The organism is Desulfitobacterium chlororespirans DSM 11544, assembly GCF_900143285.1.
GTDB classification, from domain to species: domain Bacteria; phylum Bacillota; class Desulfitobacteriia; order Desulfitobacteriales; family Desulfitobacteriaceae; genus Desulfitobacterium; species Desulfitobacterium chlororespirans.
Genome location: NZ_FRDN01000006.1, coordinates 175,226 through 201,173, shown reverse-complemented (window position 1 = coordinate 201,173; position 25,948 = coordinate 175,226). Strand labels below are relative to the sequence as shown.

26 protein-coding genes are annotated in these 25,948 nt (G+C 49.4%); 25 read left to right on the top strand and 1 reads right to left on the bottom strand.

Annotated features, from left to right (window positions below; all coding sequences use genetic code 11):
* Positions 1–341: 341 nt before the first annotated feature.
* Positions 342–1,676 (bottom strand): NADP-specific glutamate dehydrogenase, encoded by a 1,335-nt coding sequence (gene gdhA / locus BUA14_RS09190; protein ID WP_072772343.1) that lies wholly within the window; start codon positions 1,674–1,676, stop codon positions 342–344.
* 215 nt (positions 1,677–1,891) lie between these two features.
* Here gdhA and asnS point away from each other — a divergent pair, with 215 nt between their 5' ends.
* The 25 genes from asnS (at position 1,892) to BUA14_RS09060 (ending at position 25,929) form a co-directional block, all read left to right on the top strand.
* Positions 1,892–3,283 carry an asparagine--tRNA ligase gene (gene asnS, locus BUA14_RS09185; protein ID WP_072772342.1) on the top strand — a complete coding sequence of 464 codons (1,392 nt, stop codon included), beginning with the start codon at positions 1,892–1,894 and terminating at the stop codon, positions 3,281–3,283.
* 102 nt (positions 3,284–3,385) lie between these two features.
* Positions 3,386–3,673 (top strand): hypothetical protein, encoded by a 288-nt coding sequence (locus BUA14_RS09180; protein WP_072772341.1) that lies wholly within the window; start codon positions 3,386–3,388, stop codon positions 3,671–3,673.
* 323 nt (positions 3,674–3,996) lie between these two features.
* Complete coding sequence (locus BUA14_RS09175) at positions 3,997–5,169, top strand: pyridoxal-phosphate-dependent aminotransferase family protein (protein WP_072772340.1); 1,173 nt, start codon at positions 3,997–3,999, stop codon at positions 5,167–5,169.
* A gap of 203 nt (positions 5,170–5,372) precedes the next feature.
* Positions 5,373–6,059 (top strand): spore cortex-lytic enzyme, encoded by a 687-nt coding sequence (gene sleB, locus BUA14_RS09170; RefSeq protein ID WP_072772339.1) that lies wholly within the window; start codon positions 5,373–5,375, stop codon positions 6,057–6,059.
* Positions 6,060–6,070: 11 nt separating this feature from the next.
* Entirely contained in the window at positions 6,071–7,435 is a 1,365-nt protein-coding gene (locus BUA14_RS09165) for a PepSY1/2 domain-containing protein (RefSeq protein WP_072772338.1), read from the top strand.
* A 953-nt stretch (positions 7,436–8,388) separates the two neighbouring features.
* Entirely contained in the window at positions 8,389–8,820 is a 432-nt protein-coding gene (locus BUA14_RS09155; RefSeq protein WP_072772336.1) for a YwiB family protein, read from the top strand.
* Positions 8,817–10,502, top strand: a complete 1,686-nt coding sequence (gene argS / locus BUA14_RS09150) for an arginine--tRNA ligase (protein WP_072772335.1) — start codon at positions 8,817–8,819, stop codon at positions 10,500–10,502. Before BUA14_RS09155 ends, argS begins: the two co-directional genes overlap by 4 nt.
* 95 nt (positions 10,503–10,597) lie before the next feature.
* Positions 10,598–11,035 carry a DNA-directed RNA polymerase subunit delta gene (gene rpoE / locus BUA14_RS09145; protein WP_072772334.1) on the top strand — a complete coding sequence of 146 codons (438 nt, stop codon included), beginning with the start codon at positions 10,598–10,600 and terminating at the stop codon, positions 11,033–11,035.
* Between the two features lie 259 nt (positions 11,036–11,294).
* The gene (pyrG, locus tag BUA14_RS09140; protein WP_072772333.1) at positions 11,295–12,893 is read left to right on the top strand and encodes a CTP synthase; all 1,599 of its coding nucleotides are present in this window, start codon (positions 11,295–11,297) and stop codon (positions 12,891–12,893) included.
* 133 nt (positions 12,894–13,026) lie between these two features.
* A complete protein-coding gene (locus BUA14_RS09135) occupies positions 13,027–14,109 on the top strand; it encodes a lipid II:glycine glycyltransferase FemX (RefSeq protein ID WP_072772332.1) in 1,083 nt (360 codons plus the stop codon).
* A gap of 34 nt (positions 14,110–14,143) precedes the next feature.
* A complete protein-coding gene (gene alr / locus BUA14_RS09130; protein ID WP_072772331.1) occupies positions 14,144–15,328 on the top strand; it encodes an alanine racemase in 1,185 nt (394 codons plus the stop codon).
* A 39-nt stretch (positions 15,329–15,367) separates the two neighbouring features.
* Entirely contained in the window at positions 15,368–15,724 is a 357-nt protein-coding gene (locus BUA14_RS09125) for a response regulator (protein ID WP_072772330.1), read from the top strand.
* A gap of 134 nt (positions 15,725–15,858) precedes the next feature.
* Positions 15,859–16,530 (top strand): hypothetical protein, encoded by a 672-nt coding sequence (locus BUA14_RS09120; RefSeq protein ID WP_072772329.1) that lies wholly within the window; start codon positions 15,859–15,861, stop codon positions 16,528–16,530.
* A 2-nt stretch (positions 16,531–16,532) separates the two neighbouring features.
* Complete coding sequence (locus BUA14_RS09115; RefSeq protein WP_072772328.1) at positions 16,533–17,387, top strand: class II fructose-1,6-bisphosphate aldolase; 855 nt, start codon at positions 16,533–16,535, stop codon at positions 17,385–17,387.
* 11 nt (positions 17,388–17,398) lie between these two features.
* Positions 17,399–18,040: a fructose-6-phosphate aldolase gene (fsa, locus tag BUA14_RS09110; protein ID WP_072772327.1), complete on the top strand. Its 642-nt coding sequence runs from the start codon at positions 17,399–17,401 to the stop codon at positions 18,038–18,040.
* Between the two features lie 275 nt (positions 18,041–18,315).
* Complete coding sequence (glpX, locus tag BUA14_RS09105) at positions 18,316–19,290, top strand: class II fructose-bisphosphatase (RefSeq protein ID WP_072772589.1); 975 nt, start codon at positions 18,316–18,318, stop codon at positions 19,288–19,290.
* Between the two features lie 97 nt (positions 19,291–19,387).
* Complete coding sequence (locus tag BUA14_RS09100; protein ID WP_072772326.1) at positions 19,388–20,080, top strand: M23 family metallopeptidase; 693 nt, start codon at positions 19,388–19,390, stop codon at positions 20,078–20,080.
* A 145-nt stretch (positions 20,081–20,225) separates the two neighbouring features.
* Positions 20,226–20,423, top strand: a complete 198-nt coding sequence (gene rpmE, locus BUA14_RS09095) for a 50S ribosomal protein L31 (protein ID WP_011462249.1) — start codon at positions 20,226–20,228, stop codon at positions 20,421–20,423.
* A gap of 210 nt (positions 20,424–20,633) precedes the next feature.
* Positions 20,634–21,701 (top strand): peptide chain release factor 1, encoded by a 1,068-nt coding sequence (gene prfA / locus BUA14_RS09090; protein ID WP_072772325.1) that lies wholly within the window; start codon positions 20,634–20,636, stop codon positions 21,699–21,701.
* Positions 21,701–22,558, top strand: coding sequence for a peptide chain release factor N(5)-glutamine methyltransferase (gene prmC, locus BUA14_RS09085; protein WP_072772324.1), 858 nt, complete (start codon positions 21,701–21,703; stop codon positions 22,556–22,558). Before prfA ends, prmC begins: the two co-directional genes overlap by 1 nt.
* A gap of 5 nt (positions 22,559–22,563) precedes the next feature.
* The gene (locus tag BUA14_RS09080; RefSeq protein WP_178371661.1) at positions 22,564–23,610 is read left to right on the top strand and encodes an L-threonylcarbamoyladenylate synthase; all 1,047 of its coding nucleotides are present in this window, start codon (positions 22,564–22,566) and stop codon (positions 23,608–23,610) included.
* A 72-nt stretch (positions 23,611–23,682) separates the two neighbouring features.
* Positions 23,683–24,270 carry a manganese efflux pump MntP gene (locus BUA14_RS09075; RefSeq protein WP_072772322.1) on the top strand — a complete coding sequence of 196 codons (588 nt, stop codon included), beginning with the start codon at positions 23,683–23,685 and terminating at the stop codon, positions 24,268–24,270.
* A gap of 12 nt (positions 24,271–24,282) precedes the next feature.
* A complete protein-coding gene (locus BUA14_RS09070) occupies positions 24,283–24,729 on the top strand; it encodes a low molecular weight protein arginine phosphatase (RefSeq protein ID WP_072772321.1) in 447 nt (148 codons plus the stop codon).
* 177 nt (positions 24,730–24,906) lie between these two features.
* Positions 24,907–25,356, top strand: a complete 450-nt coding sequence (rpiB, locus tag BUA14_RS09065) for a ribose 5-phosphate isomerase B (protein WP_072772320.1) — start codon at positions 24,907–24,909, stop codon at positions 25,354–25,356.
* A gap of 24 nt (positions 25,357–25,380) precedes the next feature.
* On the top strand, positions 25,381–25,929 hold the full coding sequence (locus BUA14_RS09060) for a TIGR01440 family protein (RefSeq protein WP_018307545.1): 549 nt from the start codon (positions 25,381–25,383) through the stop codon (positions 25,927–25,929).
* The last annotated feature ends 19 nt before the right edge of the window (positions 25,930–25,948 follow it).

Sequence of the window (25,948 nt, the reverse complement as noted above, 5' to 3'; positions counted from 1 at the left end):
CGTCGGTGATTTTCCGGGCTGAGGCGGTTTCTTCTGGGGTTTTCTCCGGTTCTTTTTGTTGTGGTGTGACAACTCGTACGCAGAAGTATCGGTTCTGTATCCAAACAATTCAGGCTCAAGCCGCCAAACAGGTTAAACAATCGACGCAACTGGGAGAGTATATTATAATGTTCATCCTGTTGCCGTAAACGTGGGGAAGCTAACTATTTATATCTTACAAGAGTCCTCAAATTCGATTGAGGAAAAAACAAGAGAAAGGCGCTATCCCTTGCGGGACAACGCCTTCTCTTGTTTTTTTCGTACCGGTTAAAGATATACTCTATGCTTCGGCAACTTCCGTATTAAACTGTTCCCTGAGCCTTCATGGCTTCGGCCACCTTGAGGAAGCCGGCGATATTGGCCCCTGCCACCAAATTCCCCTCAAAGCCGAACTCTTGAGCGGCTTTGCTGGCATTGTGGTAGATATTGACCATAATATTTTTGAGCTTGGCATCCACTTCTTCAAAGGTCCATGAATAGCGCATGCTGTTTTGGGACATTTCTAGAGCGGATACAGCCACACCTCCGGCATTGGCTGCTTTGCCCGGCCCATAGATAATTTTGTGCTGGAGGAACACATCCACAGCTTCCGGAGTGGAAGGCATATTGGCCCCTTCCCCGACAGCGTAGCAGCCGTTTTTAACAAGCACTTCGGCTGCTTCCCCGTCCAATTCGTTTTGAGTGGCACAGGGAAGGGCGATAGAGCAGGGAATCGTCCAGATGCCTGCACAACCCTCATGATATTCGGCAGCGGGGTGAATGCTGACATAGTCTTTAAGACGCTTCCGCTCAACCTCTTTTAATTGGCGGACTGTATCGAGATTAATGCCGTCTTTATCATAGATATAGCCATTGGAATCGCTCATAGCCACGACTTTGGCCCCCAGCTGGGTGGCCTTTTGGGTAGCGTAAATGGCCACGTTTCCGGAACCGGAAACAACGACAGTAGCGCCGCTGAAGGATTTACCCACGGCTTTAAGAGCTTCTTCCATAAAATAGACCAGTCCATAACCGGTTGCTTCCGTACGGCCCAGGCTTCCGCCAAAGGTTAAGCCTTTGCCGGTCAGAACACCTTCGTATCTATTGGTAATCCGCTTATATTGACCGAACATATAGCCCACTTCCCGTCCGCCGACACCGATATCCCCCGCCGGGACGTCCGTATCGGCGCCAAGGTAGCGATAAAGTTCTGTAATGAAGCTTTGGCAGAACCGCATGATTTCCCCTTCGGATTTGCCCTTCGGATCAAAATCACTACCCCCTTTACCACCGCCAATGGGCAAACCGGTCAGGGAGTTTTTAAAGATCTGCTCGAAACCCAGGAATTTTATGATGCCCAAGTACACGGAAGGATGGAAACGCAGTCCCCCTTTATAGGGGCCGATGGCACTGTTGTATTCCACACGGAAACCACGGTTCACCTGGACTTTGCCCTGATCGTCAACCCAAGGGACCCGGAAGAGGATCTGCCGCTCAGGCTCGACGATGCGCTCGAGAATTCCTGCTTCCTTAAGATCGGGACGTTTTTCCAACACGGGTTCGAGAGATTCCAAGACCTCTCTCAGTGCCTGGTGAAATTCAGCTTCACCAGGATTGCGCTTGATCGCTTGATCCAGAACTTCTTGAACATAGCTCATATTCAATTTTCCCCCTAAACGCCTTTGTTTAGTTTTTCGTCTTCTGTCCCAATTAATGTAACAGAAGTAACGTAGAACTATTCTCTGTTATAGGTCAAAACCCTTTTTGTTTTGTGAGTGTGTATTGTATTCATGAAGATAGAGGATTATTTAACAAAAATGTAGAATTAAATCCACAAATAACAAGCCAGAATATGAAGGGAGATTGTCCAGTAATGGAAAACACCTTGATCAAGTCGATTTATCGCGATACTCAAGCTTATCTTAACCAAGAGATTCAGATTTCCGGATGGGTTCGCACACTGAGAGTGTCTAAAGCCTTCGGTTTTATTGAAATCAACGATGGGTCCTTTTTTAAGGGTATCCAGGTGGTTTTTGAAGAAGATTTAAATAACTTCGAAGAGATTGCCAAGGCCGCCACAGGAAGCTCACTCATTATAAAAGGCCTGCTGGTGGAGTCCCCCGGAGCAAAACAGCCTTTTGAGCTGAAGGCGCAGTCCATCGTGATCGAGGGAGCCTGCAGCGTGGACTATCCTCTGCAGAAAAAACGTCACTCTTTTGAATATCTGCGGACCATCGCTCACCTCAGACCACGGACCAACACCTTTGCGGCGGTGTTCCGTGTTCGCTCCTTAGTGGCCTATGCTCTGCATAAGTTCTTTCAGGATAAAGGATTTGTCTATGTTCATACCCCCATCATTACGGGAAGTGATGCTGAGGGAGCCGGAGAAATGTTCCGGGTCACCACTTTGGATTTGGAGGCGCTGCCCAGGTCCGAAGAAGGGCAGATTGACTTTAGCAAAGATTTTTTTGGCAAAGAAACCAACCTGACGGTAAGCGGCCAGCTCAATGCTGAAACCTATTGCATGGCTTTCCGCAATGTCTATACCTTTGGTCCCACCTTCCGGGCTGAGAATTCCAATACAGCCCGCCATGCCGCAGAATTCTGGATGATCGAACCGGAGATTGCTTTTGCCGATTTGCAGGATGATATGGAACTTGCCGAAGCAATGATGAAATACTTGATCACCTATGTCCTGGAACATGCTCCGGAAGAAATGGCTTTCTTCAATGAATTCGTGGATAAAACCTTGTTTGATCGTCTGGATAACATTGTCAATTCAGAGTTTGGCCGCATCACCTATACGGAAGCCATTGAGATTCTGCAAAAAGAAAAGGAGCGCTTTGAATTTCCTGTGGAATGGGGAGCGGATCTCCAGACTGAGCATGAGCGTTTCCTGACGGAACAAATCTTCAAAAAGCCTGTATTTGTTGTCGATTATCCTAAGGATATCAAAGCCTTTTACATGCGCTTGAATGACGATCAGAAAACTGTGGCAGCCATGGATCTGCTCGTTCCCGGAGTAGGGGAAATCATCGGCGGCAGTCAGCGTGAAGAGAGGTTAGACTATTTGGAGAAGAGGATGGACGAGCTGGGCCTGCATAAGGAGGACTACAGCTGGTATCTGGATCTCCGTAAATACGGAGGAACCCGTCATGCAGGCTATGGACTGGGTTTTGAACGGGTGATTATGTACTTAACCGGAATATCCAATATCCGCGATGTGGTGGCATTCCCAAGAACGGTTAAAAATGCGGACTTTTAATATTTGCTGCAATATATTGAATGTTTAGGCGAAATCGGTTAAATTATAATATAAGGCAGAATCTGCTTTAACGATTAAAAAGCGCAACTGAAATAGGAGGGAATGGGCTTGCAACTCTTAGTAACAACCGCTGCCAAAAAGTTTATCCTGGACAACGGAAGAACGGCGATAGCAAAAAGTGAGGGATGGCCTACCGTAAAGCTGGGGGAACCTAAGGAAGAGGAACTAAGCGAATATCAGGCGATTGACTTGGGGGAAGATATCAAGCTCTATACCCATATCAGCATATTAAGCTTGGACGATTTTCACCATTTTCGAATTGACTACAGTTGGAAACTGACCGGTAAAGGATTGACAATTAAAAGTCGTTGGTTCAAAGATAAAAAGTAGCTGGCTTGAAAATTAAAGATGTCAATACTTCACAGCGCTTATTGGTTTAACTGATAAGCGCTTTATCTATCTCAATCTCTTAATAAGGAATAAGATAGTCAGTAATAAAACCTAAATTCCCCTAAATTGCATCTCAATTTGGGAAGTAACATCACAATTTGAGAAATAGCCGCATTTTTCACCATGTATACAATGTTTTTAATGGAAGAGGCAGGAAAAGTGAATCTGCTATAGAACACTTATTGATTCCCGCAAATATCATAAAATGATAATTTTTTATGGATTAGGAATAATACTGTCGTAAATAAAAGGAGGATGACCCTATGCCAAATAAAGAAATGCTTCTCATACCCGGGCCGACACCGGTTGTGGATGAAATATATGAAGCATTAGCTCAAGAGACCTATTCCCATACGGATCCCAGGCTGGTTAAGAGATTTAAGAACAGCCTGGACATGACCAAGCGCTTGTTCAATACCGACGGCGAAGTCTTCGTGGTCGCCGGTTCCGGGACCTTATCCATGGAGATGGCCATCGTCAACACTGTGGCCCCTGGAGAAAAGATTCTGGTCATTAGTCATGGTTATTTCGGTGATCGTTTCATCCCCTTGGCCCAAGCCCATGGTATTCAGGTTGAAGTGCTTCAATCCCAGTGGGGAAAACATGTTGAAATCTCTGCCGTTGAGGAAAAGCTGGCCGCAGGAGGCTTCAAAGCCGTCACGGTGACCCATGCGGATACCTCCACCGGGGTCATGTCCAATCTGGAAGAACTGGTCCCAGCGGTGAAGAAATACGGGCCCCTCTTCATCCTGGATGGAGTCTGTGCTTCAGCCGCCGTTGAAGAAAATATGCAAAAAGAATACGGACATCCCGACTATAGAATCGACCTGGTGCTTACCGGTTCCCAAAAAGCCATCGGTGTCCCCCCGGGTTTAGCCATTGTGGCCTTTGGACCTAAAGCTTTAAAAGCGAGAGAAGCTATGGATAAGGTGGCCGCCTACTATATGGATATCCTGCGCTGGCTGCCGACGATGCAGGATCCCGGCAAATATTACGCCACCCATCCCGTCAATATGATCTATGCCTATGAAAAAGGAATGGAGCTCGTCATGGCTGAAGGCCTGGAAGCCCGCTATAAGCGCCATGCTGCCTTAGGAAAAGCGGTCCGGGCGGGGTTGGCCCAATACGGTATGCGGGCCTTGGCTCCTGAGGAGATCGCTGCCCCTACTCTGAGCTGCATTCTCTATCCGGAGGGTGTAAATGACGCCGAATTCCGCTCCAAGCTGGCGGCAAAAGGTATGGTCGTTGCCGGTTCTCTGGCGAATCTCGCCGGGAAGGCTTTCCGAATCGGCCATATGGGCAACGCTACCGAAGAGATGTTTATTAAGGCCATGGAACTTGTGGGTGAAACCCTCAACGAAATGGGCTTGAAGGCCGATACAGCCAAGGCGGTGGAAACCTTTAAAGACGTTTATCATGAAGGATTAGGGAAGTAGTACACTGCTTATCCTCTGGGGCCTGGAAACCGAATAGGCCGAAAGAAGACTGTTGCTAAGACTGTTGCTCAAGGAACTTGCAGTTCATTGGGCAACAGTCTTTTTTTAGACCGGCCGATAAAAAAACCCACGAATCTCTGGATAATAATTCATTTCCTCAGCCACACTAAGAAGGATCTAAATCTAGGTGTGAGGTGAGTGTGATGATCACAAAAAAGAGAGTGTGGGTAGGGGTAATAACGTTAGGTATTGCCTTGATCCTGGCCAGCGGGGCTTATGGCGCTTTGGGTGATCGAGCCTTGAGTCAAGGCTCAAGAGGCTCTGAGGTCACTGAGCTCCAGAAAAAACTTGCCTCTTTGGGCTATGTGGTTGGAAAGGTTGACGGCGTCTACGGCTCAAAGACTAAGGCTGCCGTGACCCGCTTTCAGAAAGAGCGGGGCTTAAAGGTGGATGGAATAGCCGGGACTCAGACCATTAAAGAGCTCAAGCTTTTGACGGGGGACAGCACGAACGCTTCAGGAAAATCCGTTGGACCAAAGAATGTGGATATTAACCTGTTGGCACGCTGTGTCAGTGCGGAGGCCAGGGGAGAGCCCTATGTAGGGCAGGTAGCTGTGGCAGCGGTCCTTCTCAACCGCATGTCGGATCCGGCTTTTCCCAATACTATAGCAGATATAATCTACCAACCCCTGGCTTTTTCCAGTGTGGCTGATGGGCAGATCAATATGGCGCCTACGGCTTCGGCGCTTAAAGCGGCTCAGGAAGCGGTATCGGGAGTGGATCCCACAGGAGGAGCCCTTTTCTTCTTCAACCCGGCTAAGACCAAGAATAAATTCATCTGGTCCAGGCCCCAAATTATGCAAATCGGTAATCATATTTTCACTCGTTAGGAGGGGATGACATGCGCAGAAACGTTTGGATTGGAATTTTGGGAACCGCTTTGATCCTCTCCCTGGCTTGGGGATTTACTGAGTATCGGCAAGCGGAACAACTGGAAAAAGTCAGCACAAATCAATATCAGCGTTCTTTACGGGATTTCGCCAGTCATCTGGACCAATTGGAAACAGATTTGGCTAAAGGCCGTGTGGCTGCCGCTTCCAGCCAAAGAGTACTCTACTTAAGCCAGGCGGGAAGCATCAGTGAATCGGCGGTTAAAGATTTAGCTCAGCTTCCGGCTGAAGAAAGCGGCCTGAGTTATATCAGTGAGTTTTTGAATCGCACCGGGGATTTAACACGAAGCCTGGCCTATCAAATCTCAGTGGGGCATACACCCACTGCGGAAGATGATAAAAATCTGACCGATGTTCACGAACGCCTTTTGGCCGTCAATCAAAAGGTACAGGATCTGGTGCAGCGAGTGGATACGGAAGGGCTGGCCTGGCTGGATAATCAGTCTTTATGGAATCGTATGGTAGGCTTTTGGCAGACAGGAACGGCGGAAGCTGCGGCGGAATCAGCCGATGGTCCTGCCAGCTCAGTGCGCTCCGGTCTGGACCAATTGAATGCCAGCCTGCAAAAGCTTCCACCTTTTTCCTATGTGGGCGAATACGAATCCCGCTCTGTAAAAGAACCTCTGGGTCTGCCCCGGGATGAGGTGGATAAGGAGACAGCCTTAAAGGCCGCCAAGGATTTCCTGAGCAAGGTAGGGTACCCGGAAAGCAATCCGGAGTTTTCCGGTGTCAGCCAGGGTGCTTTAGGAGTTTACATCTTTAAACAAAACGATCTCTTCATGACCGTCAGCAAACGGGGCGGTAAAGTGCTGATCTATCGCGATCAACGGGAATTCAACGAGCGGACCATGAGTGCGGAACAAGCCAGGGAAAAGGTGGCCCAGACCCTTAAGGCCTTAGAATGGAATCTCGTGCTGACCTCGACTGAAGACTTTGGTGGCTATCTGCAGCTGGAGTATGTCTGGGAGGAAAGCGGTACACGTTATTACCCAGATAAACTCCGTATCACGGTGGCTCTGGATAACGGACAGATTATCGGCTACGATTCCACCCCTTACTATGCCTATCACCAGAAACGTAATTTCACCAAAAAGCTGACCATGGAACAGGCAAGAGCCAAGCTCAGACAGGGCTTCCAAATCAAAGAGACCCGGACGGCTGTGATTCCGGTCATGGGCAACAAGGAAGTTATGGCTTACGAATTCAGGGGCGTCTATAAGGATGAGGAATATCTTGTTTACATCAATGCGGAGACTGGAATCGAGGAAAGGATTCAGCGCATTATCAAAACCCCTCGAGGAGAGTATCTGCAGTAGGTATGTTGCCATAGTCAAGGAAAAAGCAGCCTGAAATGGGGTATACTAAGAGCAAGGTGGTAATGGATGAGACATTGCCATCTTGCTTTTGTTTTGGGTCTTTTTCGGATAGAGCCTCATGCTGCGGGACGGTATCAGAAATAGGTGAATAGGCTCTTGCTCAGGTCGCGTAGCTTTACGCACAACGCGTACTCCATAGCTCCGGGGCTGGTTCACCCGCTTTCTTAACAGCTAAGCCAAACCCCGCTGTTTCTGCATGTGGCCGCTCCTGCACGTCCATGTGCCCGCGGCATCAGGACATCCATGTCCAAGCAACCATGGCTCCGCTACGTTAAGAAAGCTTCGCTCACCCGACCGCTCCTCCGCTAAATCCGTCCGCTTTTGTACGCAAAGCTACGTCTTGCAGGTCTCTTACAGCTTTTCTTTGGAGCCTGGGAAGCCTGAGTCTGAGGCCCTTTGTGAGGCATTCCCAGGGGCAGTTCTGGTCTTCTCAGGGCCTTCCCCAGGGTCGCCGACCTTGCCGCTAAAGCGGCGTCGGTAAAGACGGAAAAAGCGGCTCGGGTCGGGGAACTTGACTTACATCGCCTATAAAGCCCCGCTCACTCAGACCCGCAAAGCAGCCCAAGGATTTTGATTTACGTTAGGGAGCGAATTTAAGCGAGCGGAAACAAAACTTCGCGAAAATCACGCAGCGGAGTCGGGTTGGAAACAGGACGTTTCCAACCGGCCATTGAGCAGGAGCGATTTGGCCGGGTACCCGACGGAGCGGAGGGCTTGAGCGTTAGTTCTGTCCGCGCAGCTTATGGAGCGACCGGTGTAAAGCAAAATCCTGGAGAATCAGCTTTCAGGACCTTCCCAGAACAGAAGCCCCCCTTTCTTTTCACTTTCCCTCCCACAAAAGGCCAACCATGCTATATAATAATACCTGCAGACCAAAGCGAAAGGAGACTCCCATGGCCAAAGAAGTGCTGATTCAGATCGCAAGTACCCAAAGCTGTGAAGAAGGGTCCGAGGAACGACTAGAGTTCTCCGCAGCGGGAACCTTACATAAGCGGGAAGGCAGCTATTATATCGTATATCGCGATTCGGCAACCGCCGGGACGGCTGAGGTAACCACCAGCCTTAAGGTGGAGCCGGCTAAAGTGACCCTTAACCGCATGGGAGCCATTGACCAAAAGCAGATTTTTGAACAGGGAGTCCGCCATAGCTCAACTTATGTCACACCTCAAGGCTCATTATTTCTTGAGGTCCTGACTGAGGAGATGAAGATTGACTTGACAGAGCAGGGCGGAAATATTACTCTAAAATATAATCTTTTTTTTGATGAGCAATGGGTCAGTCATAATTCACTGCGAATTAATATAAAGGAGGACGCTCCTCAATGAGTTTATACATCAATATTAAAGACACTATCTATGCCAATCTGGCCAAAGCTGCGCTGGAGGCCCAAAAAGCAGGTGAGCTTACCTTTGAGAGCTTACCCAATTATGTATTGGAAGAGCCCCGGGAAAAGCAGCATGGTGATTGGGCAACCAATTTAGCCATGGTCCTGACCAAGCAAGCCCGCAAAGCCCCCAGGGATATCGCCACTATTCTGATTAAGTATTTGGACACTGAAGGAACTTTCATTACCGCCAGCGAAATCGCCGGTCCCGGATTTATTAATTTCCGTTTGGATCCCAGCTGGCTCACAGGGGTCATTCCCGAAGTGTTAAACCTGGAGGCAGACTATGGAAAAGTAAACCTTGGCCAAGGGAAAAAAGTTCAAGTGGAATTCGTCAGTGCCAATCCCACCGGACTGCTCCATATGGGCAATGCCCGGGGTGCAGCTTTAGGGGATAGCCTGGCTTCTCTCCTGGCCATGGCTGGTTACGAAGTCAGCCGGGAATTCTACATTAATGATGCAGGCAACCAAATTTATAATTTTGCCCTTTCTTTGGAAGCCCGTTACCTTCAGCTCATGGGTCAGGATGTTCCCTTCCCTGAGGGAGGATACCACGGTGAAGATCTTATCGACACCGTTAAAGGCTTAATCGAAAAAGTGGGGGATAAATACCTCAATGTGGAGCAGGAGCTGCGTCGGGAATTTCTCGTCCGCTATGCTCTGGAGGAGAAGCTGACCAGTATCCGTGAAACCCTTACCGATATGGGTGTTCACTATGATTGTTGGTTCAGTGAGCAATCCTTGCATGACTCCGGATTTGTTAAGGATACCATGGAAAAGCTGGAGCAGCAGGGTTATATCTATGAAAAAGAAGGGGCACAATGGCTGAAATCCACCTTATTCGGAGATGAAAAGGACGAAGTCGTGGTCCGTGGCAATGGGACGCCCACCTATTTTGCCGCAGATATTGCTTACCATCGGAATAAATTTGAACGGGGTTTTGACCGGGTCATCAATATTTGGGGTGCCGACCACCATGGGCATGTCGCTCGTATGAAGGGAGCCATGTCCGCCTTGGGATACGAGCCTGAGAATCTTCAGATCATTTTGATGCAGCTGGTTCGCCTCATTCAGAATGGCGAAGTGGTCCGTATGTCCAAGCGTTCCGGACAATACATTACACTAAGGGAACTGATGGATGAAGTCGGCAAGGATGCTGCCCGCTTCTTCTTTATCATGCGGGATCCTGATTCTACCGTAGAATTCGATTTGGATTTGGCTAAAGCGGAGTCTTCAGATAATCCTGTCTATTATGTCCAATATGCCCATGCACGGCTGTGCAGCATTTTACGCCAGGCTGCCGAGCAGGGCTACAATACAGCAGGAATACCCCAAGAAGAGGATCTGAAGAGACTTCAGAGCAACGAAGAGCGGGAGCTTCTGAAGAAGATTGCCGAATTGCCTAATGAGATTGAAGTGGCTGCCCGTCTGACAGAACCTCATCGTCTGGCCCGCTATGTGCTGGATCTGGCAGGGCTTTTCCACTCCTTCTATAACAGCCAAAGAGTTTTGGTGGATGAGGAAGGATTACGGGAAGCGCGTTTGGGTCTGGTTCGTTCTACCAAGCAGGTCCTGGCTAATGTTTTAGGCATCCTTGGTGTGACGGCTCCGGAAAGAATGTAGTAAGAAATTAATGTAAGTTTTAAGTGTTGCAGAGTACCAAGCAGGAAATAATTAGGGATGGGTCGAATATACTGTCTAAATATTCGGAGATGAACATGAAGGGCGGTGTAAAATTGACCCATTCCTTAACACAGAAAGTAAAGCTCTCTGATGAAGATATGGCTTATGAGATTCTTGCCTCCCAAGGGCGAGCCATGCATTACCAGGATTTGATCATGGAAGTGCTCACACGGCAGGAGCGTCCGCAAGATCCGGCTGCCATCTCGGGCGTATTGACCCATATCAATTTAGATGCCCGCTTTGCCTATGCAGGCAATGGAGAGTGGGGACTTAAAGTCTGGGTTCCCAGCAAAAGTTCACGGAAACTGCCAACCATCACCTTATTGAATAAAGGATTGCCCTATGATGATGATAACCAGGAACTGGAGTTGGATTTGGAGGGCAAGGATGTCCTTTTCGATGACGGTGAAGATGGTGGGGAAGAAGATGCAGAGCTCGAAGAGGGCTCCTTTAACAACGAAGAATCCTGGTAAGCCTTGATGATTTTAAGCTTGCGGAAAGAATCTCAGGGAAAAAAATAAACTGTAAGGTATTCTGTTGGATCGCCTTGACAGCTCATCGAAATCTGGCTAGAATAAGGTTAAATGGTAAAAATAAAGCTAGTGCGTCTTGCGGACTAGCTTTTTTTATGTGCATGCGTTCGGCTTTTCAATGATCATGATCATTATACTGCTGTGCGGAATTCTAAATACAAAGTAATATTAGAAATTGGTCGAGAAAGGATAGGGAAAGATGACGAAGTTTATTTTTGTCACAGGTGGTGTAGTATCCTCCTTGGGAAAGGGGATCACGGCATCCGCTCTGGGGTGCCTGCTCAAAAATAGGGGATTAAGTGTTGCTATTCAAAAATTTGATCCCTATATTAACATTGACCCAGGGACGATGAGCCCTTACCAACATGGTGAAGTTTTTGTCACCGATGATGGAGCGGAGACGGATTTAGACCTTGGGCATTACGAGCGTTTCATTGATGTACCTGTGTCTAAAAATAGCAATGTGACCACAGGAAAAATCTACTGGTCCGTCCTCAACAAAGAAAGACGGGGGGACTACTTAGGGGGAACGGTACAGGTCATCCCTCATATTACCAACGAAATCAAAGAACGCATCTATCGGGTGGCCCGTGAAAATCACCCGGATATTGTGATCACAGAGATTGGCGGTACCGTTGGCGATATTGAATCCCTGCCTTACTTAGAAGCGATTCGCCAAATGCGCAGCGATATCGGCCGGGAGAATGTCCTTTATCTGCATGTGACCCTTATTCCCTATCTGAATGCTTCAGGTGAGCTCAAGACAAAGCCTACCCAGCACTCCGTTAAAGAGCTGCGGGGAATCGGTATTCAGCCTAATATTCTGGTTTGCCGCACCGAACATGCCATTTCCGAGGATATGAAGGAAAAGCTGGCCCTTTTCTGTGATATCGATCGTGAAGCCATTATTCAAATGGTGGATGCCAAGAGCATTTATGAAGTTCCCTTAAATATTTTAGAAGAAGGCATGGATGATATCGTCCTTAAGATGCTGGGCCTTGAAGCGCCTCCTGCGGATATGACTGAGTGGAGGGCTATGGTCGATCGGATCAATAATCCTCAGAGTGAAACGGAAATTGCCATCGTCGGCAAGTATGTGGAGCTTCCCGATGCCTATTTGAGTGTGGCCGAAGCCTTGCGTCATGCCGGAATTGAACATCTGGCGAAAGTTAAGATACGCTGGGTCAACTCGGAAGAGATTGAAGGATCTTCAGCCGCAGAGCTGCTTAAGGGTGTATCCGGGATTCTGGTTCCCGGCGGTTTTGGCAACCGGGGCATCGAAGGTAAGATTGAAGCCATTCGCTATGCCCGGGAAAATAAAGTACCCTTCTTAGGAATTTGCTTAGGCATGCAGACGGCGGTCATTGAATTTGCCCGGAATGTATGCGGCATGAACAACGCCAACAGCTCTGAATTCGATGTGGACACGCCTTATCCTGTCATTGACCTCCTCCCTGAACAGAAGGAGATTGAAGATAAGGGAGGAACCATGCGCTTAGGAATCTCTCCTGTCAAGCTTATCGAGGACACGAAGGTCAGCTCCATTTACCAGGACGAAGTGATCTATGAGCGCCATCGTCATCGCTATGAAGTAAATAATCAATTCCGCGCGGAATTGGAAAAGGGCGGTCTGAAATTCTCAGGAACCTCACCCGACGGGCGCCTTGTCGAAATCACAGAATATCCGGATCATCCCTGGTTTGTGGCGTCTCAGTTCCATCCGGAATTTAAATCCCGTCCTTATCGTTCCCATCCTCTTTTCAGAGAGTTTGTCAAAGCCACATTGACCAATAGATAAGGTGATACAAAGGCAATTCCATGGCTCCCCGAGCCATGGAATCGTTTTAGGCAAAACTAAAAGCCGTTTGGGCTTGCCTGTTTATGGCAAAAATTAACATAAGAAGTATACTATGTAACGGGAGGCTGTTGGGATGCCTTATACTGCAAGGTTAATAGATGACGCTGCAAAAGAGCGTTTTGATCAATTTATGGCTCGTCACGCCAAGGGTCATGTGCTGCAGACCTGGGGCTGGGGAGAGCTCAAAAGCAAAACCGGCTGGAAACCATGGCGCTTAGCCCTGGAAGACCGCGGCGAAATCGTCGCCGCTATCTCCATTCTCGAGCGCAAGATACCTGTTGTGGGAATTCCGATCTTTTATGCTTCCCGGGGACCTGTTCTCGATTGGGCTGATCATGAATTGTTTGATGCCCTGCTTCTGGAGATTAAAAAGCTGGCCAAAAAGCGAGGGGCTATTTTTCTGAAAATCGACCCGGATATTCCTTCTGCAGATCAAGATTTAGAAGATTATCTGAAAAGCCGGGGGTTCCGCAGTGCGGAAACCGGCAAAGGTTTTGAAGGAGTCCAGCCTAAATACGTCTTTCGTCTGGATATCTCTCCTGATGAGGAGACGCTTATGGCGCAAATGCACCAGAAGACCCGCTATAATGTTAAATTGGCCACGAAAAAAGGAGTCGTCATCCGCGTCGGCACGAAAGAAGATTTGCCCGCTTTTTATCGAGTGCTTAAAGAAACGACGGAGCGGGATAAATTCCTGGTCCGGGCCTACTCCTATTTTGAAGATATGTATGATGAACTTCATGCCGCCGGCATGGCGGAGCTGTTCATCGCCGAATATGAAGGACAGATCATTGCAGGCACCTTAGCCCTGATTATCGGAGAAAAAGCCTGGTATCTCTATGGCGCCTCCTCCAATTCTCATAGAAATGTTATGCCCAATTATCTGATTCAATGGGAAATGATCCGCTGGGCCAAAGCCAAAGGCTGCACCCTTTATGATTTTCGTGGGGTACCCGGCCATCTCACCGAAGACAATCCCCTCTACGGCCTTTACCGTTTCAAAAAAGGCTTCAACGGCGAGTATACCGAATTCATCGGCGAATGGGATTTGGTCTATCGTCCTGTGGTCTACTTCCTCTGGAACACCCTTGAGCCGGTGTACTCTGATCTGGTTAAAGGAGTGATTGGCAAATTGCGGCGGAGAAATAAGGGATAAAAATGAGCAAACTCACTAAAGGTGGCGATACTCTATGAGTGACGCATGGATCGATATCAACCTGGATGCCATAGCGAATAATTACCGGGAAGTAACTCAGCATCTCAGCCCGGCTGCCCGGGTCATGGCCGTCGTTAAAGCCGACGCCTATGGCTTAGGGGCTGTTCCTGTCGCCCAAACCCTTCAGAAGCTGGGCTGTCCGGCTTTTGCGGTGACCACCGTGGAAGAAGGTCTTATTCTGCGCCAACACGGGGTAGAGGGCATTATATTGGTCTTAGGGCCGGCATCTGCGGAGCAAATGGCGGAGGCTCTGGCAAGCGACCTGCAGCTGACTCTGTCGGATTTTCATATGCTGAGGGAATGGGAAGCTGTTGCCGCTGAGTTGGGCAAAGAAGTTAAGGTTCATCTTAAGCTGGAGACAGGCATGGGCAGGACCGGCTTCTTCGCAAAGGAGTGGGAAGAACTTGCCGCACAGCTGAAGCAATCTCCCCACATTACTCCGGTGGGTGTCTATACCCACCTGGCCCGGGCTGCGCAACGGGATCGGGCTTATACCCGGCAGCAAGTGGAAAGCTTTCAGAGAGGAGTAAACCTTCTCGAGCAACAAGGTTTTGCCGGCTTGTGGAAGCATGTGTGCAACAGTGCTGCTTTTTTGGACTATCCTGACTGGCATTATGATTTTATTCGGACAGGAACTCTTTTGATCGGCCACTTCCCCGCTACAGCCTTTGCCGGTAAGCTTAAACTGCAGGATCCATGGCTTGCCAAGGCTCGCATTGTCAGTCTGCGCCGGGTGCCTAAAGGAACTTTTGTCGGCTACCAGAGCATTTATCGAACCAAGGCAGAGACCCAGTTGGCGGTGATTCCTGTGGGCTATGCCGACGGGTTCGGTGTTCAGCCTCATTTTGTTCCCCAAGGAGTATGGGACTTTATTAAGATTGTCATTAAGAATTTTTTAGCCCTTTGCCGAATCTATATCGGCCAAGAGAGCGTAATTTTACAGGGATACAGGGTTCCTGTGGCCGGAAAAATCGGCATGCAGTTAACGGTTCTTGACGTAGGAAACCTGCCTTGTGAAACTGGAGATGAAGTGATTCTGCCTCTGCGCAGGACCCAAGCCAATCCGCGATTATTGCGACAATATTGGTCTGAAAAAAGATTAATCGCGAAACGTCATATAAAAGAAGGATTTTTACAATCTTATCCAGAATATCCATAAATAATAGCAGTGGGGACCACTGGCGAAAGGGGGCAATTTATGGCTAATATTTTGGTTGTAGATGACCAAATGAGGGTACGAAGACTCCTCTTTGAAACGTTCAAAGAGGAAGGTCATCTAGTTAAAATGGCAGAGAATGGCAACGAAGCCCTGCGTGTACTTGAGGGCTACAAGCCGGACTTAATTATTATGGATATGAAAATGCCGGAAATGAATGGGATCGATACCCTTAAGGAGATTCGTACCTTTAATCAGGATGTTCAGGTTATCATGATGACTGCTTATGGTGACGCACAGACTATGGAAAGAGCACAAGAGCAAGGGGTAAGGCATTACATCAGCAAGCCTTTCGATCTGTTTGAGCTGCGGGATGTGGTTCGTGATCTGCTTAAATAAATAATAATGTAGAATTTTTGAGGGAACAACGCATAAATTATTGCAAGGTTTCCTCTTATTTTTTTAGATAAAGGATGGAGGAAAAACCCCCCCACTTGCCGAAGTATAGTTTCGAGTAGAAAGAGGTGGGAAAATTGATCCTGACAACCCATACATCCGTTGCCATACAGTGTCCCAAATGTGGAGAATTAGAGTTTCACGCCCTTTCACTTTTTGCGTTTTCAGGTAAGGGACGGGAAAGTTTATATTGCCGCTGCGGCGAAGTGCTGATGTCTGTGACCAGCAGAGATCGCAAACATTTCAATGTCTCTTTTAATTGTGCTTTTTGCGGCAAATTGCACTACCTTCGTTTAAAAAGGGGTGCTTTTTGGGGCAAGAACGCCCTCCCTTTGCTCTGTCCGGAAGTGGAGGCGTCTACGGGCTTTGTCGGTCCTAAGCAGAAAGTAGCCCAAGCTTGTCAGGAGCGGGAGAAGTCCATCGCTGAGCTGGCTTCGGAACTTGGTTATGAGGATGAGTTTGAGAACCCGGAGGTTATGCTGAAGCTCTTGGATCATCTCCATAATTTAGCCAGAGACGGAGCCTTAGGCTGCAAATGCGGCAACCATAATCTAACCTTTGAGCTTTTGCCGGACCGTATCGAGCTTTACTGTGAGATTTGCGATGCGGTAGGCGTGATTTATGGAGAAAACACGGAGAACATTCGGATCTTTGAGGGAATGGCATCCGTAAATTTGGATGAAAATAAAACCGTACTGTTAAATTGTACACAGCGCGGACATTTTTGTAAGGCAATTGAGGAGGAATAAGAATGAGTTTAGTATCAATGGCTCAGCTTTTACTCGACGCCCAGCAGGGGCAATACGCCGTGGGGGCATTTAACTGCAATAATATGGAGATTGTTCAAGCCATTGTCAGTGCGGCTGAAGCGGAAAAATCCCCGGTTATTGTTCAAGCCAGCCAGGGAGCTATTAAATATGCGGGAATTGAATATATTACCGCCATGACCCGCTTAGCGGCTGAAAAAGCCAGCGTTTCTGTGGCCCTTCATCTCGATCATGGAACCAGCTTCGCTCAAATTATGAGCTGTGTAAGGAACTCCTTTACTTCTGTTATGATTGACGGTTCAAAGCTTCCCTTGGAAGAGAATATAGCCTTAACCAATAAAGTCATCGAAGCAGTCCGGCCCCTTGGCATCTCCGTTGAGGCCGAATTGGGCAAAATCGGCGGAACGGAAGACGATATCACCGTCAGTGAGAAAGAAGCTCTCTTTACGGATCCAGCTGAAGCCGAGCGCTTTGTCAGTGAGACGAAAGTGGATGCCCTGGCTATTGCCATCGGTACTGCCCATGGTCAATATAAAGGAGTACCTGAGCTTGATTTTCAACGCTTGACAGAGATTCGCAGGAGGGTTAATGTTCCCATCGTGCTCCATGGCTCGTCGGGAGTGCCGGACGAAGCCATCCAAAAAGCCATTTCCCTGGGGGTATGCAAAGTCAATATCGATACCAACATCCGGGAGGCCTTCGTAGCTGCTGCCCGTAAGGTAATGGTTGATCATCCCCAAGAGATTGATCCCAGAAAAATGCTCGGACCGGCTCGGGAAGCCACTGTCGCGATCATCAGAGAGAAGATCCGGCTCTTCGGGAGCAGCGGGAAAGCCTAAGGAGGGATATCATGGAGTTTTTATTGGATTCAGCCAACCCGGAGGAGATCAGGCAGGCGTGGGCCATGGGGGTTATCGGAGGGATAACCACTAATCCCAGCTTGGTGGCCAAAGAAGGCAGGGATTTTCACCAGCTTTTGCAGGAACTTGTGCAGATTGTTGACGGCCCCATCAGTGCCGAAGTTATCGCTTTGGACGCCGAAGGAATGCTGGGGGAGGCCCGGGAGCTTGCTGCTATGCACCCCAATATCGTCGTCAAAATTCCCATGACGGAAGATGGGCTCAAAGCGGTCAAGGTCCTGAAGGCCGAAGACATTAAAACCAATGTGACCTTAGTTTTTTCAGCGGTGCAGGCTTTGCTGGCCGCTCGGGCGGGAGCCACCTATGTCAGCCCCTTTCTGGGCAGACTGGACGATATCGGTGAAAATGGCCTGCTTTTATTGGCTGACATTTGTGAGGTATTTGGAGTCCATGGACTGGAGACGAAAGTCATCGCCGCCAGCATCCGCAACCCCGTTCATGTGACGGAAGCAGCCAAGATCGGTGCGGATTATGCCACCGTGCCCTTCAATGTTTTGTGCCAGCTCTTTAAGCATCCCTTGACTGAGGCGGGCATTGAGAAGTTTTTAGCCGATTGGCAAAAGCTTAAATAGCGGGATGATAAGTGGCGGTTGGCCATGAACCCACTTGGGATGAAAGCTCTGGCAGACGATTTTCGGCTGATAGGGCTTTTCTTATTCGACTTATACTCTGCCTTGCATCTGCAAAAGAAGTATGGGACAATTAAAGATGGTGCTTATGAATAGTGAAAGCGTTGTTTGCAGGACTAGCCAAGACTATGCGCAATGGCTAAAGATACAACTCATTGAATTAGGATTAGGTTGGAATTCAAAAATTTGGAGGGATCATCATGAATAATGAAATGGCCATGGAACGGGAACTCACCATGGAGTTTGCCCGGGTTACGGAGGCAGCAGCGCTGGCTTCGGCCCGTTGGGTTGGCCGCGGGAATAAAGAAGCCGCAGATGATGCGGCAGTACAAGCCATGCGCTCCGTGTTTGACACGATTCGCATGCAGGGAACGGTGGTCATTGGCGAAGGGGAAATGGATGAAGCCCCCATGCTCTATATCGGTGAAAAAGTGGGAAGCGGCGAAGCTCCGGAATTGGATGTGGCCGTCGATCCCCTGGAAGGAACGAATAGCGTCGCCAAGGGCTTAGCCGGCGCCATTGCGGTGGTTGCTATCGCTAGAAAAGGCGGTCTCTTGCATGCCCCGGATATGTATATGGACAAAATCGCCGTCGGACCCCTGGCCAAAGGCAAAATACACTTGGATGCCCCTGTCCAGGAGAATTTGGCCAATGTGGCCCGGGCTCTGGGCAAGAGTATGGATGACCTTACCGTAGTTATCCTGGACCGCCCCCGTCATGAGAAGATCATTCATGACGTCCGGGAGGCGGGAGCCCGGATTCGCCTGATCACGGATGGTGATGTATCTCCGGCGGTGGCTTGTGCTATTGAAGGAACCGGGGTAGATGTGATGATGGGAATCGGCGGAGCTCCGGAAGGGGTACTGGCGGCAGCTGCCTTGCGGTGTTTAGGCGGAGAGATGCAAGGAAGGCTTTGGCCGGAGAATGAGGAGGATATCCTGCGGGCTCAGAAGTTAGGAGTCAGTGATGTCGCTAAACTGTTAACGATGGATGATCTGGTTTGTTCTGATGATGTCTTTTTTGCGGCTACCGGTATCACCGAAGGCCCGTTGCTTAAGGGTGTGCATTTTACTTCCCAGGGAGCCCTGACCCATACTGTGGTGATGCGTGGGAAAACAGGGACAGTCCGCTTTATTGAGGCGCGGCATAGTTTTGACAAAAAGCCCGCCTATGCCATGAAGGGTGCTGTGTAGCGGCCTGCACACGCTCAGCTGAATGACGTAGGAATATTTGGCCAGGTATTTTTTACCTGAACTTGGGTAAAGCTACCCTTGAGGTGGTTATTTAAAAATGAATACTGAAGGACATGAGCAGAGGGTCTTTAATCGTAAAGGATTTGCCCTCCTGTTCGTGTGTTGTTTCTGGATTACGGCCTGGTCTTGTCCTGCTTTTGCTCAGGAACAAGAACGGGTTACCTATTCCGTGGTCACGCTTCAGGCGGGGCAAAGCCTTGACGATTTGGCTCAAAAGTATCAGACGACCAGGTCTCAGATTCTGCTGGATAATCCGGCAGTTGTCATAACTCCCGGGGCGACACTGACCATTCGGGAAAAGACTGTTCAGGGAACTCATGAGGTAGCTGAAGTATTATCCAGGGGAACAGCGCTCATCTGGAGTTGGCCGGCTTATGGCTCCATCAGTTCGGATTACGGCTGGAGAAAGGGAGAATTTCATCATGGTATTGATTTGGCAATCTCCCATGGAACGGAAATCCTCGCCGCTCGGGCGGGTAAGGTAGTCAAGGCTCAATGGCATGATATTTATGGATTGACCGTACTTTTGGAACATGGCAATGGGGTGCAAAGCCTCTATGCCCATAATCAAAAAATCCTGGTGAGTCTGGGAGAGTGGGTTGAGCAGGGAGATTGCATCGCCCTGGCGGGAGATACGGGAAGAAGTACGGGCCCTCATCTTCATTTTGAGATTCGCTTGCATGGGAAAGCCATCGACCCCAAGCCCTATTTGCCCCAAAACCCAATCTAAAACTATAGTCGGGTTCTTTACGAATCTTTACGAAAAAATATTTGAGGACATTAAAGCATTCCCTGTTTTTTTGTCTTGACCTGCATGAAGCCGACGTGCTACAATGTTTAGAGTTGACGACTCGGTTGGGAAAGAAGGTGACGACATGAAAGAAAAGACACACCCTAAATATGAACAAACCACCATCACTTGTGTCTGTGGAGAAGTTATTCCTACCGGCAGTACAAAGAAAGATATTAAGGTGGAAATTTGTTCTAAGTGCCATCCCTTCTATACCGGTGTTCAACGTTTTGTAGATGCTGGTGGACGAGTGGATCGCTTTAAGAAAAAATACGGCATGTAATATGAACAACGGCCTGCGGTCGTTGCTGGAGAAAAAGCAGAGCGCATGCTCTGCTTTTTCTTTAAGCTGCTGATCGCTTGGGGCAGTAATAAGTGAGCCGGTAGGCTTAGAATTCAATGCAGAGGGTAGATTGGTTGCAGACACCTAAGCTATGCAATACAAGAAGCCTTGGAAATACTAAATTTAAATGGCTACTTGAGGTGTGAATAAATGCAAAGAAAATTAATTGAAATTGAAAGGCGCTATGACGAGCTCACCCAGCTCTTAAGCGATCCTGAGGTCATCGGCAACCAGAGCGAATGGCAAAAATATGCCAAAGCTCAAGCGGGAATGACGGATATTGTGGAAGCCTTCCGTGAGTATTCAGAAGTTGTGAAACATCTTGAAGAGACACAGGGACTGCTTGAGGAAAAATTAGACCCTGAATTTAAGGAAATGGCTGAGCTGGAGCTTGAGGAACTCACCGAAAAGCGGGATGAGCTGGAAGAGAAAATGAGAATTCTGCTCTTGCCCAAAGACCCTAATGATGATAAAAACGTGATTATGGAAATCCGTGCCGGTGCGGGCGGCGAAGAGGCGGCGCTTTTTGCCGGGGATCTCTATCGCATGTACACCAAATACGCTGAACACCAAGGCTGGCGCACTGAGCTTTTAAGCGCCAGTTACACCGATATCGGAGGCTTTAAAGAAATTATTTTCCTTATCGAAGGACAAGGAGCCTATAGCAAGCTGAAGTTTGAAAGCGGCGTTCATCGGGTGCAGCGGGTACCCACGACAGAGTCCGGCGGTCGGATTCATACCTCTACCACCACGGTGGCGGTGCTTCCCGAGGCGGAAGAAGTGGATGTCGACATCAACCCTAACGACTTGCGCATTGACATTTTTTGTTCCAGCGGTCCCGGGGGACAGTCGGTCAATACCACTCAATCCGCGGTTCGCATCACACATGTTCCCACCGGTACCGTTGTCTCCTGCCAAGACGAGAAGTCTCAGCTGAAGAACAAAGAAAAGGCCCTGCGGGTTCTGCGGGCCCGTCTCCTGGAGCGCGCTCAGGAAGAGGCTATGGGCGAATTGGCCAGTGAGCGCCGCAGTCAGGTGGGAACCGGCGATCGCAGTGAGCGAATCCGCACCTATAACTTCCCTCAAGGTCGGGTGACAGACCACCGTATCGGCTTGACTCTTCATCGCCTGGATTCCATCTTGTTAGGAGAGCTGGATGAGGTGATCAATGCCTTGATTACTACGGATCAAGCCGAGCGTCTGAAATCGGAGGCATAATGCGGATCATTGATGCTCTTTTATGGGGAGAGCAGGAATTAAACCTTGCCCAAGTGGACAATCCGCGCTGGGATGCGGATCTCCTGCTTGGGCATATTCTCAGCTTAAGGCGGGAACAACTTTATTTGGAGAGAGATCAAACCCTTGGCCCTGAGCAGGAGGCTGATTATCAACAGATGATTAGCCGCAGGGCCAGGCGGGAACCTCTTCAATACATTGTAAAGCACCAGGAATTTATGGGGCTTGATTTTTATGTGGATGAAAGAGTTCTGATTCCCAGGGCAGATACAGAGATCCTCGTGGAAAAGGTCCTGGAATTAAAAAAGGAATGGCAGCACTCAGCGGATAGGGCAGGCGGCGGAGAATCCCCCCATATCGCAGATCTTTGCACAGGCAGCGGGGCTTTGGCGATCAGTATTGCTCACTTTTGGCCTCAGGCTGAAGTTATCGGAACGGATTTATCCAGGGATGCCCTGGATGTGGCACGGTTCAATGGCGAACGGCTTGGGGTGCGGATCCAATGGCGTCAAGGGGATTTTTTAGCACCCATTCGCGGGGATAGCTGGGATCTTATCGTAAGCAATCCGCCCTATGTAACCCGGGCAGAATATGGGGAACTGGCCCCGGAACTAGCTAAAGAACCGCGGATGGCTTTTCTGGGAGGAGCAGACGGCCTGGATTTTTATCGGGAACTGGCCAGGGAAGGCCGTTCCTTGCTTAAGGAAGAGGGTGTAATCCTGGTCGAGATCGGTTGGCAGCAAGGAGATTCGGTGGCAGAACTTTTTCAGCAACAGGGCTTCCAGACTCAGATCGTTCAGGATTTGGGGGGAAGAGATCGGGTAGTTTTCGCGAGGTGAGAATTTTGCAAACAAAACGGGTCACGATCAATGCACAACATCCTGAGATAGAGTGGATTAAAGAGGCAGCCCAGTTGATTCGCGAAGGGCAATTGGTGGCCTTGCCTACAGAGACGGTCTATGGTTTAGGGGCTAATGCCATGGATGCCCACGCCTGCCAGGAGATTTTTAAAGTTAAGGGCAGACCTCAGGATAATCCACTGATCGTTCATGTCTCAGACTTGGAGATGGTTAAAAGGCTGGTGGAGGAATGGACTCCTCAAGCAGCCCTTTGCGCAGATAAGTTTTGGCCGGGTCCCTTGACCCTGGTCCTGGAAAAGACCGCCTTTGTACCGGATGTGGTCAGCGGGGGCTTAGGAACTGTGGCCATTCGGATGCCCAAACACCCGGTGGCTCTGGAGCTTATTAAGGAGGCCGGGGTTCCCATCGCTGCCCCCAGTGCCAATCTTTCCGGGAAGCCCAGCCCTACCCAGGGAATTCACGTCTGGAAGGATTTAAAGGGCAAGATTCCTCTGATCTTAGATGGGGGGCCTTGCGCTGTAGGTGTAGAATCCACGGTCCTGGATTTGACAGGTGAAGTTCCGACCATCCTTCGCCCGGGTGGCATCACCAGGGAGCAGCTGGAAGAAGTCCTGGGAGAAGTGGCGGTGGACCGTCCTGCACCGAATCAGGCACCGAAAGCTCCCGGCATGAAATATCGCCATTATGCCCCCAAGGGGGAACTGACTTTGCTTATTGGCGAGAGGAAGAATGTTATCCGCAAAATAAAAGACGAGCTTCGCAAGGGACACTCCCGGTTGAAGAAGGTAGGCATTCTCTGTACCCTGGAAAGTGCGCCGGACCTGCACAGCCAGCTTCCGGATCTGCTCTTTGTCTTAGGATCGGAGGATCATCCTGAAGAGGTAGCCGGGAACCTCTACGAGGGTTTAAGGCTCTGTGATGAGCAGGGTATGGATATGATCCTGGCCGAAGGAGTTTCCGAGAAGGGTCTGGGCTTCGCCATCATGAACCGGTTGCAGAAGGCTTCCGGGCAGAGGGTTATGCGGGTGTAAGCATGCAACCTTCCCCCATGGCATAGAATTACAGAGATATTGTATTCTACCTTCGAACAGGAGGAATGGGGATTGAATCTTGCATGGATCTTGGCGTTGTCCGTTGCTTTAGGGGCGGATGCCTTTTCTCTGGCCTTGGCGATCGGCCTGGTAGGAGTCGGAAAAAGGATGACCTTAAGGCTTTCTCTGCTGGTCGCTGTCTTTCATGTTTTTATGCCCTTAGGAGGGCTGTTTTTAGGACAGACCCTGGGAATGTTTCTCGGTCATTTAGCCAAAGGGATAGGTTCCCTGGTGCTCCTCTGGTTAGGGGGACGGATGATTTTTCATGTCTGGAGACCGGAGGCGGAATATATTCCCCTTTCTAAAGCCAGAGCAAATCTTAATCGCCAGCAATTGCCCACCGGGATTTCCCTAAGCGGTATCGGTATGTATGCTTTGGCAGCCAGTGTAAGCTTGGACGCCCTTAGTGTAGGATTTTCTTTAGGGACTGTGGACAGCCGCATCGGGCTTACGGTTCTGGTTATGGGTACTGTGGCGGGAATCATGATGGGGGGCGGTTTGGTCCTCGGCCGCTATGTAGGTTCCTGGTTAGGAAAACGGGCTGAAATCGTCGGGGGCTTTGTTCTCGTGATCATTGGTCTAAGGATGTTATTGGGATAGGAGTAGTCGGGCGTGCGAATTGTATTTGTTTGTACCGGCAATACATGCCGGAGCCCCATGGCTGAAGGTTTAGCCAGGGGGATTTTGGGAGCGGATATCCAGGTGGAATCCGCGGGTTTAGCAGCTTGGGAGGGAGAGCCTGCCACTGCCCAGGCGGTTCAGGTCTTAAAGGAAAAAGGCATCGATCTCACATCACATCAAGCTCGCTTGGCTCGCAGGGAAATTCTGGCTTCTGCAGATTGGATTATTCCCATGACCGGTGCTCACGAGGTGCAGCTTAAGGGGGCTTTCCCTGAGTTTGCCGCGAAAATCAAAAGGTTGGGGCGCTGGGCCGGAGACGGAAAAGATCAGGATATCCCGGATCCCTGGGGCGGAAGTGTGGAGCGGTACCGCCGGTGTGCGGAAGATATGGAGGCTTTGCTCCATAAGGTCAAGGCAAGCCTGGAGGGGCGGCATTGAACGAGACTGCCTTCAGTGATCATAGCTTGGGAGAATCATGGACAAACTAAGACGCCATGGCTATTATGTGCGGAAGTTTTCCTGGCCGGACAAGGCAAGTTTTAAGTATTACAGAGTATTAGGCAGGGATTGGCTGATTAATGTAGAAAACTGCTATAGATATTGGAGGTGTCCCTTTTGAAAATTGCATTAGGAGCAGATCATGGCGGGTACGAACTTAAAAATGAGATTCGAGCCCATTTAGAAGAACAAGGGATTGAGATTCTGGATTTCGGCACCAACACTAAAGATTCTGTGGATTATCCCAGGTACGGTTTCTATGTAGGCGATGCAGTGACTAAAGGCAAAGCAGACTTAGGAATTGTGGTCTGTGGTACAGGCTTAGGGATCTCCATCGCTGCCAATAAGGTACCAGGGGTTCGTGCTGCAGTCTGCACTGAGACCTATTCCGCACGTATGGCGCGGGAACATAATAACGCCAATGTCCTGGCTCTTGGAGGCAGAGTCACCGGTTTGGGCTTGGCCTTGGATATCGTGGATATGTTCGTTAAAACTCCTTTTGCCGGTGGACGACATGCTTGTCGGGTCGATCTCATCGACGCCATTGAAAAAGGAGAAACTCTCTAATTCCCTGTACGGAGGCAATCATCAATGAATTTTGAGGATATGGATAAAGCCTGGAATCAAGCTTTAGAAGAATTCTTTGCCCAAGCTGGTTTAAAACCCAGGCAAATCGTCGTGCTTGGCTGCAGTACCAGTGAGGTTATGGGACAACATATTGGGAAGGCAAGCAGCGAAGAGGTGGCAGAGGCCCTTCTTCCCGCTTTATTAGCCAAAGTCAGGGCGCGGGAGCTCTATTTGGCTATTCAGGCCTGTGAACATTTGAACCGCGCTCTGGTGGTGGAAGAAGCTTGTGTGGAGCAGTATGGCCTTGATGCCGTAACCGTCGTCCCTTCGCTGTTAGCAGGGGGCTCGATGGCGGTTAAAGCTTGGCAGAACTATCAAGCACCGATGATGGTGGAAACAATCCGCGGGCATGCCGGGATTGATGTGGGAGATACCTTTATCGGGATGCATCTGCGGCCGGTGGTTGTACCCATACGTCCTTCCATTAAATCAATCGGCCATGCCCACCTTACCATGGCCAGAACCCGGCCGCGGTTGATCGGCGGCCCGAGGGCGATGTACCCCGTAGTATAGCCGATTCTCATGAGTTCGA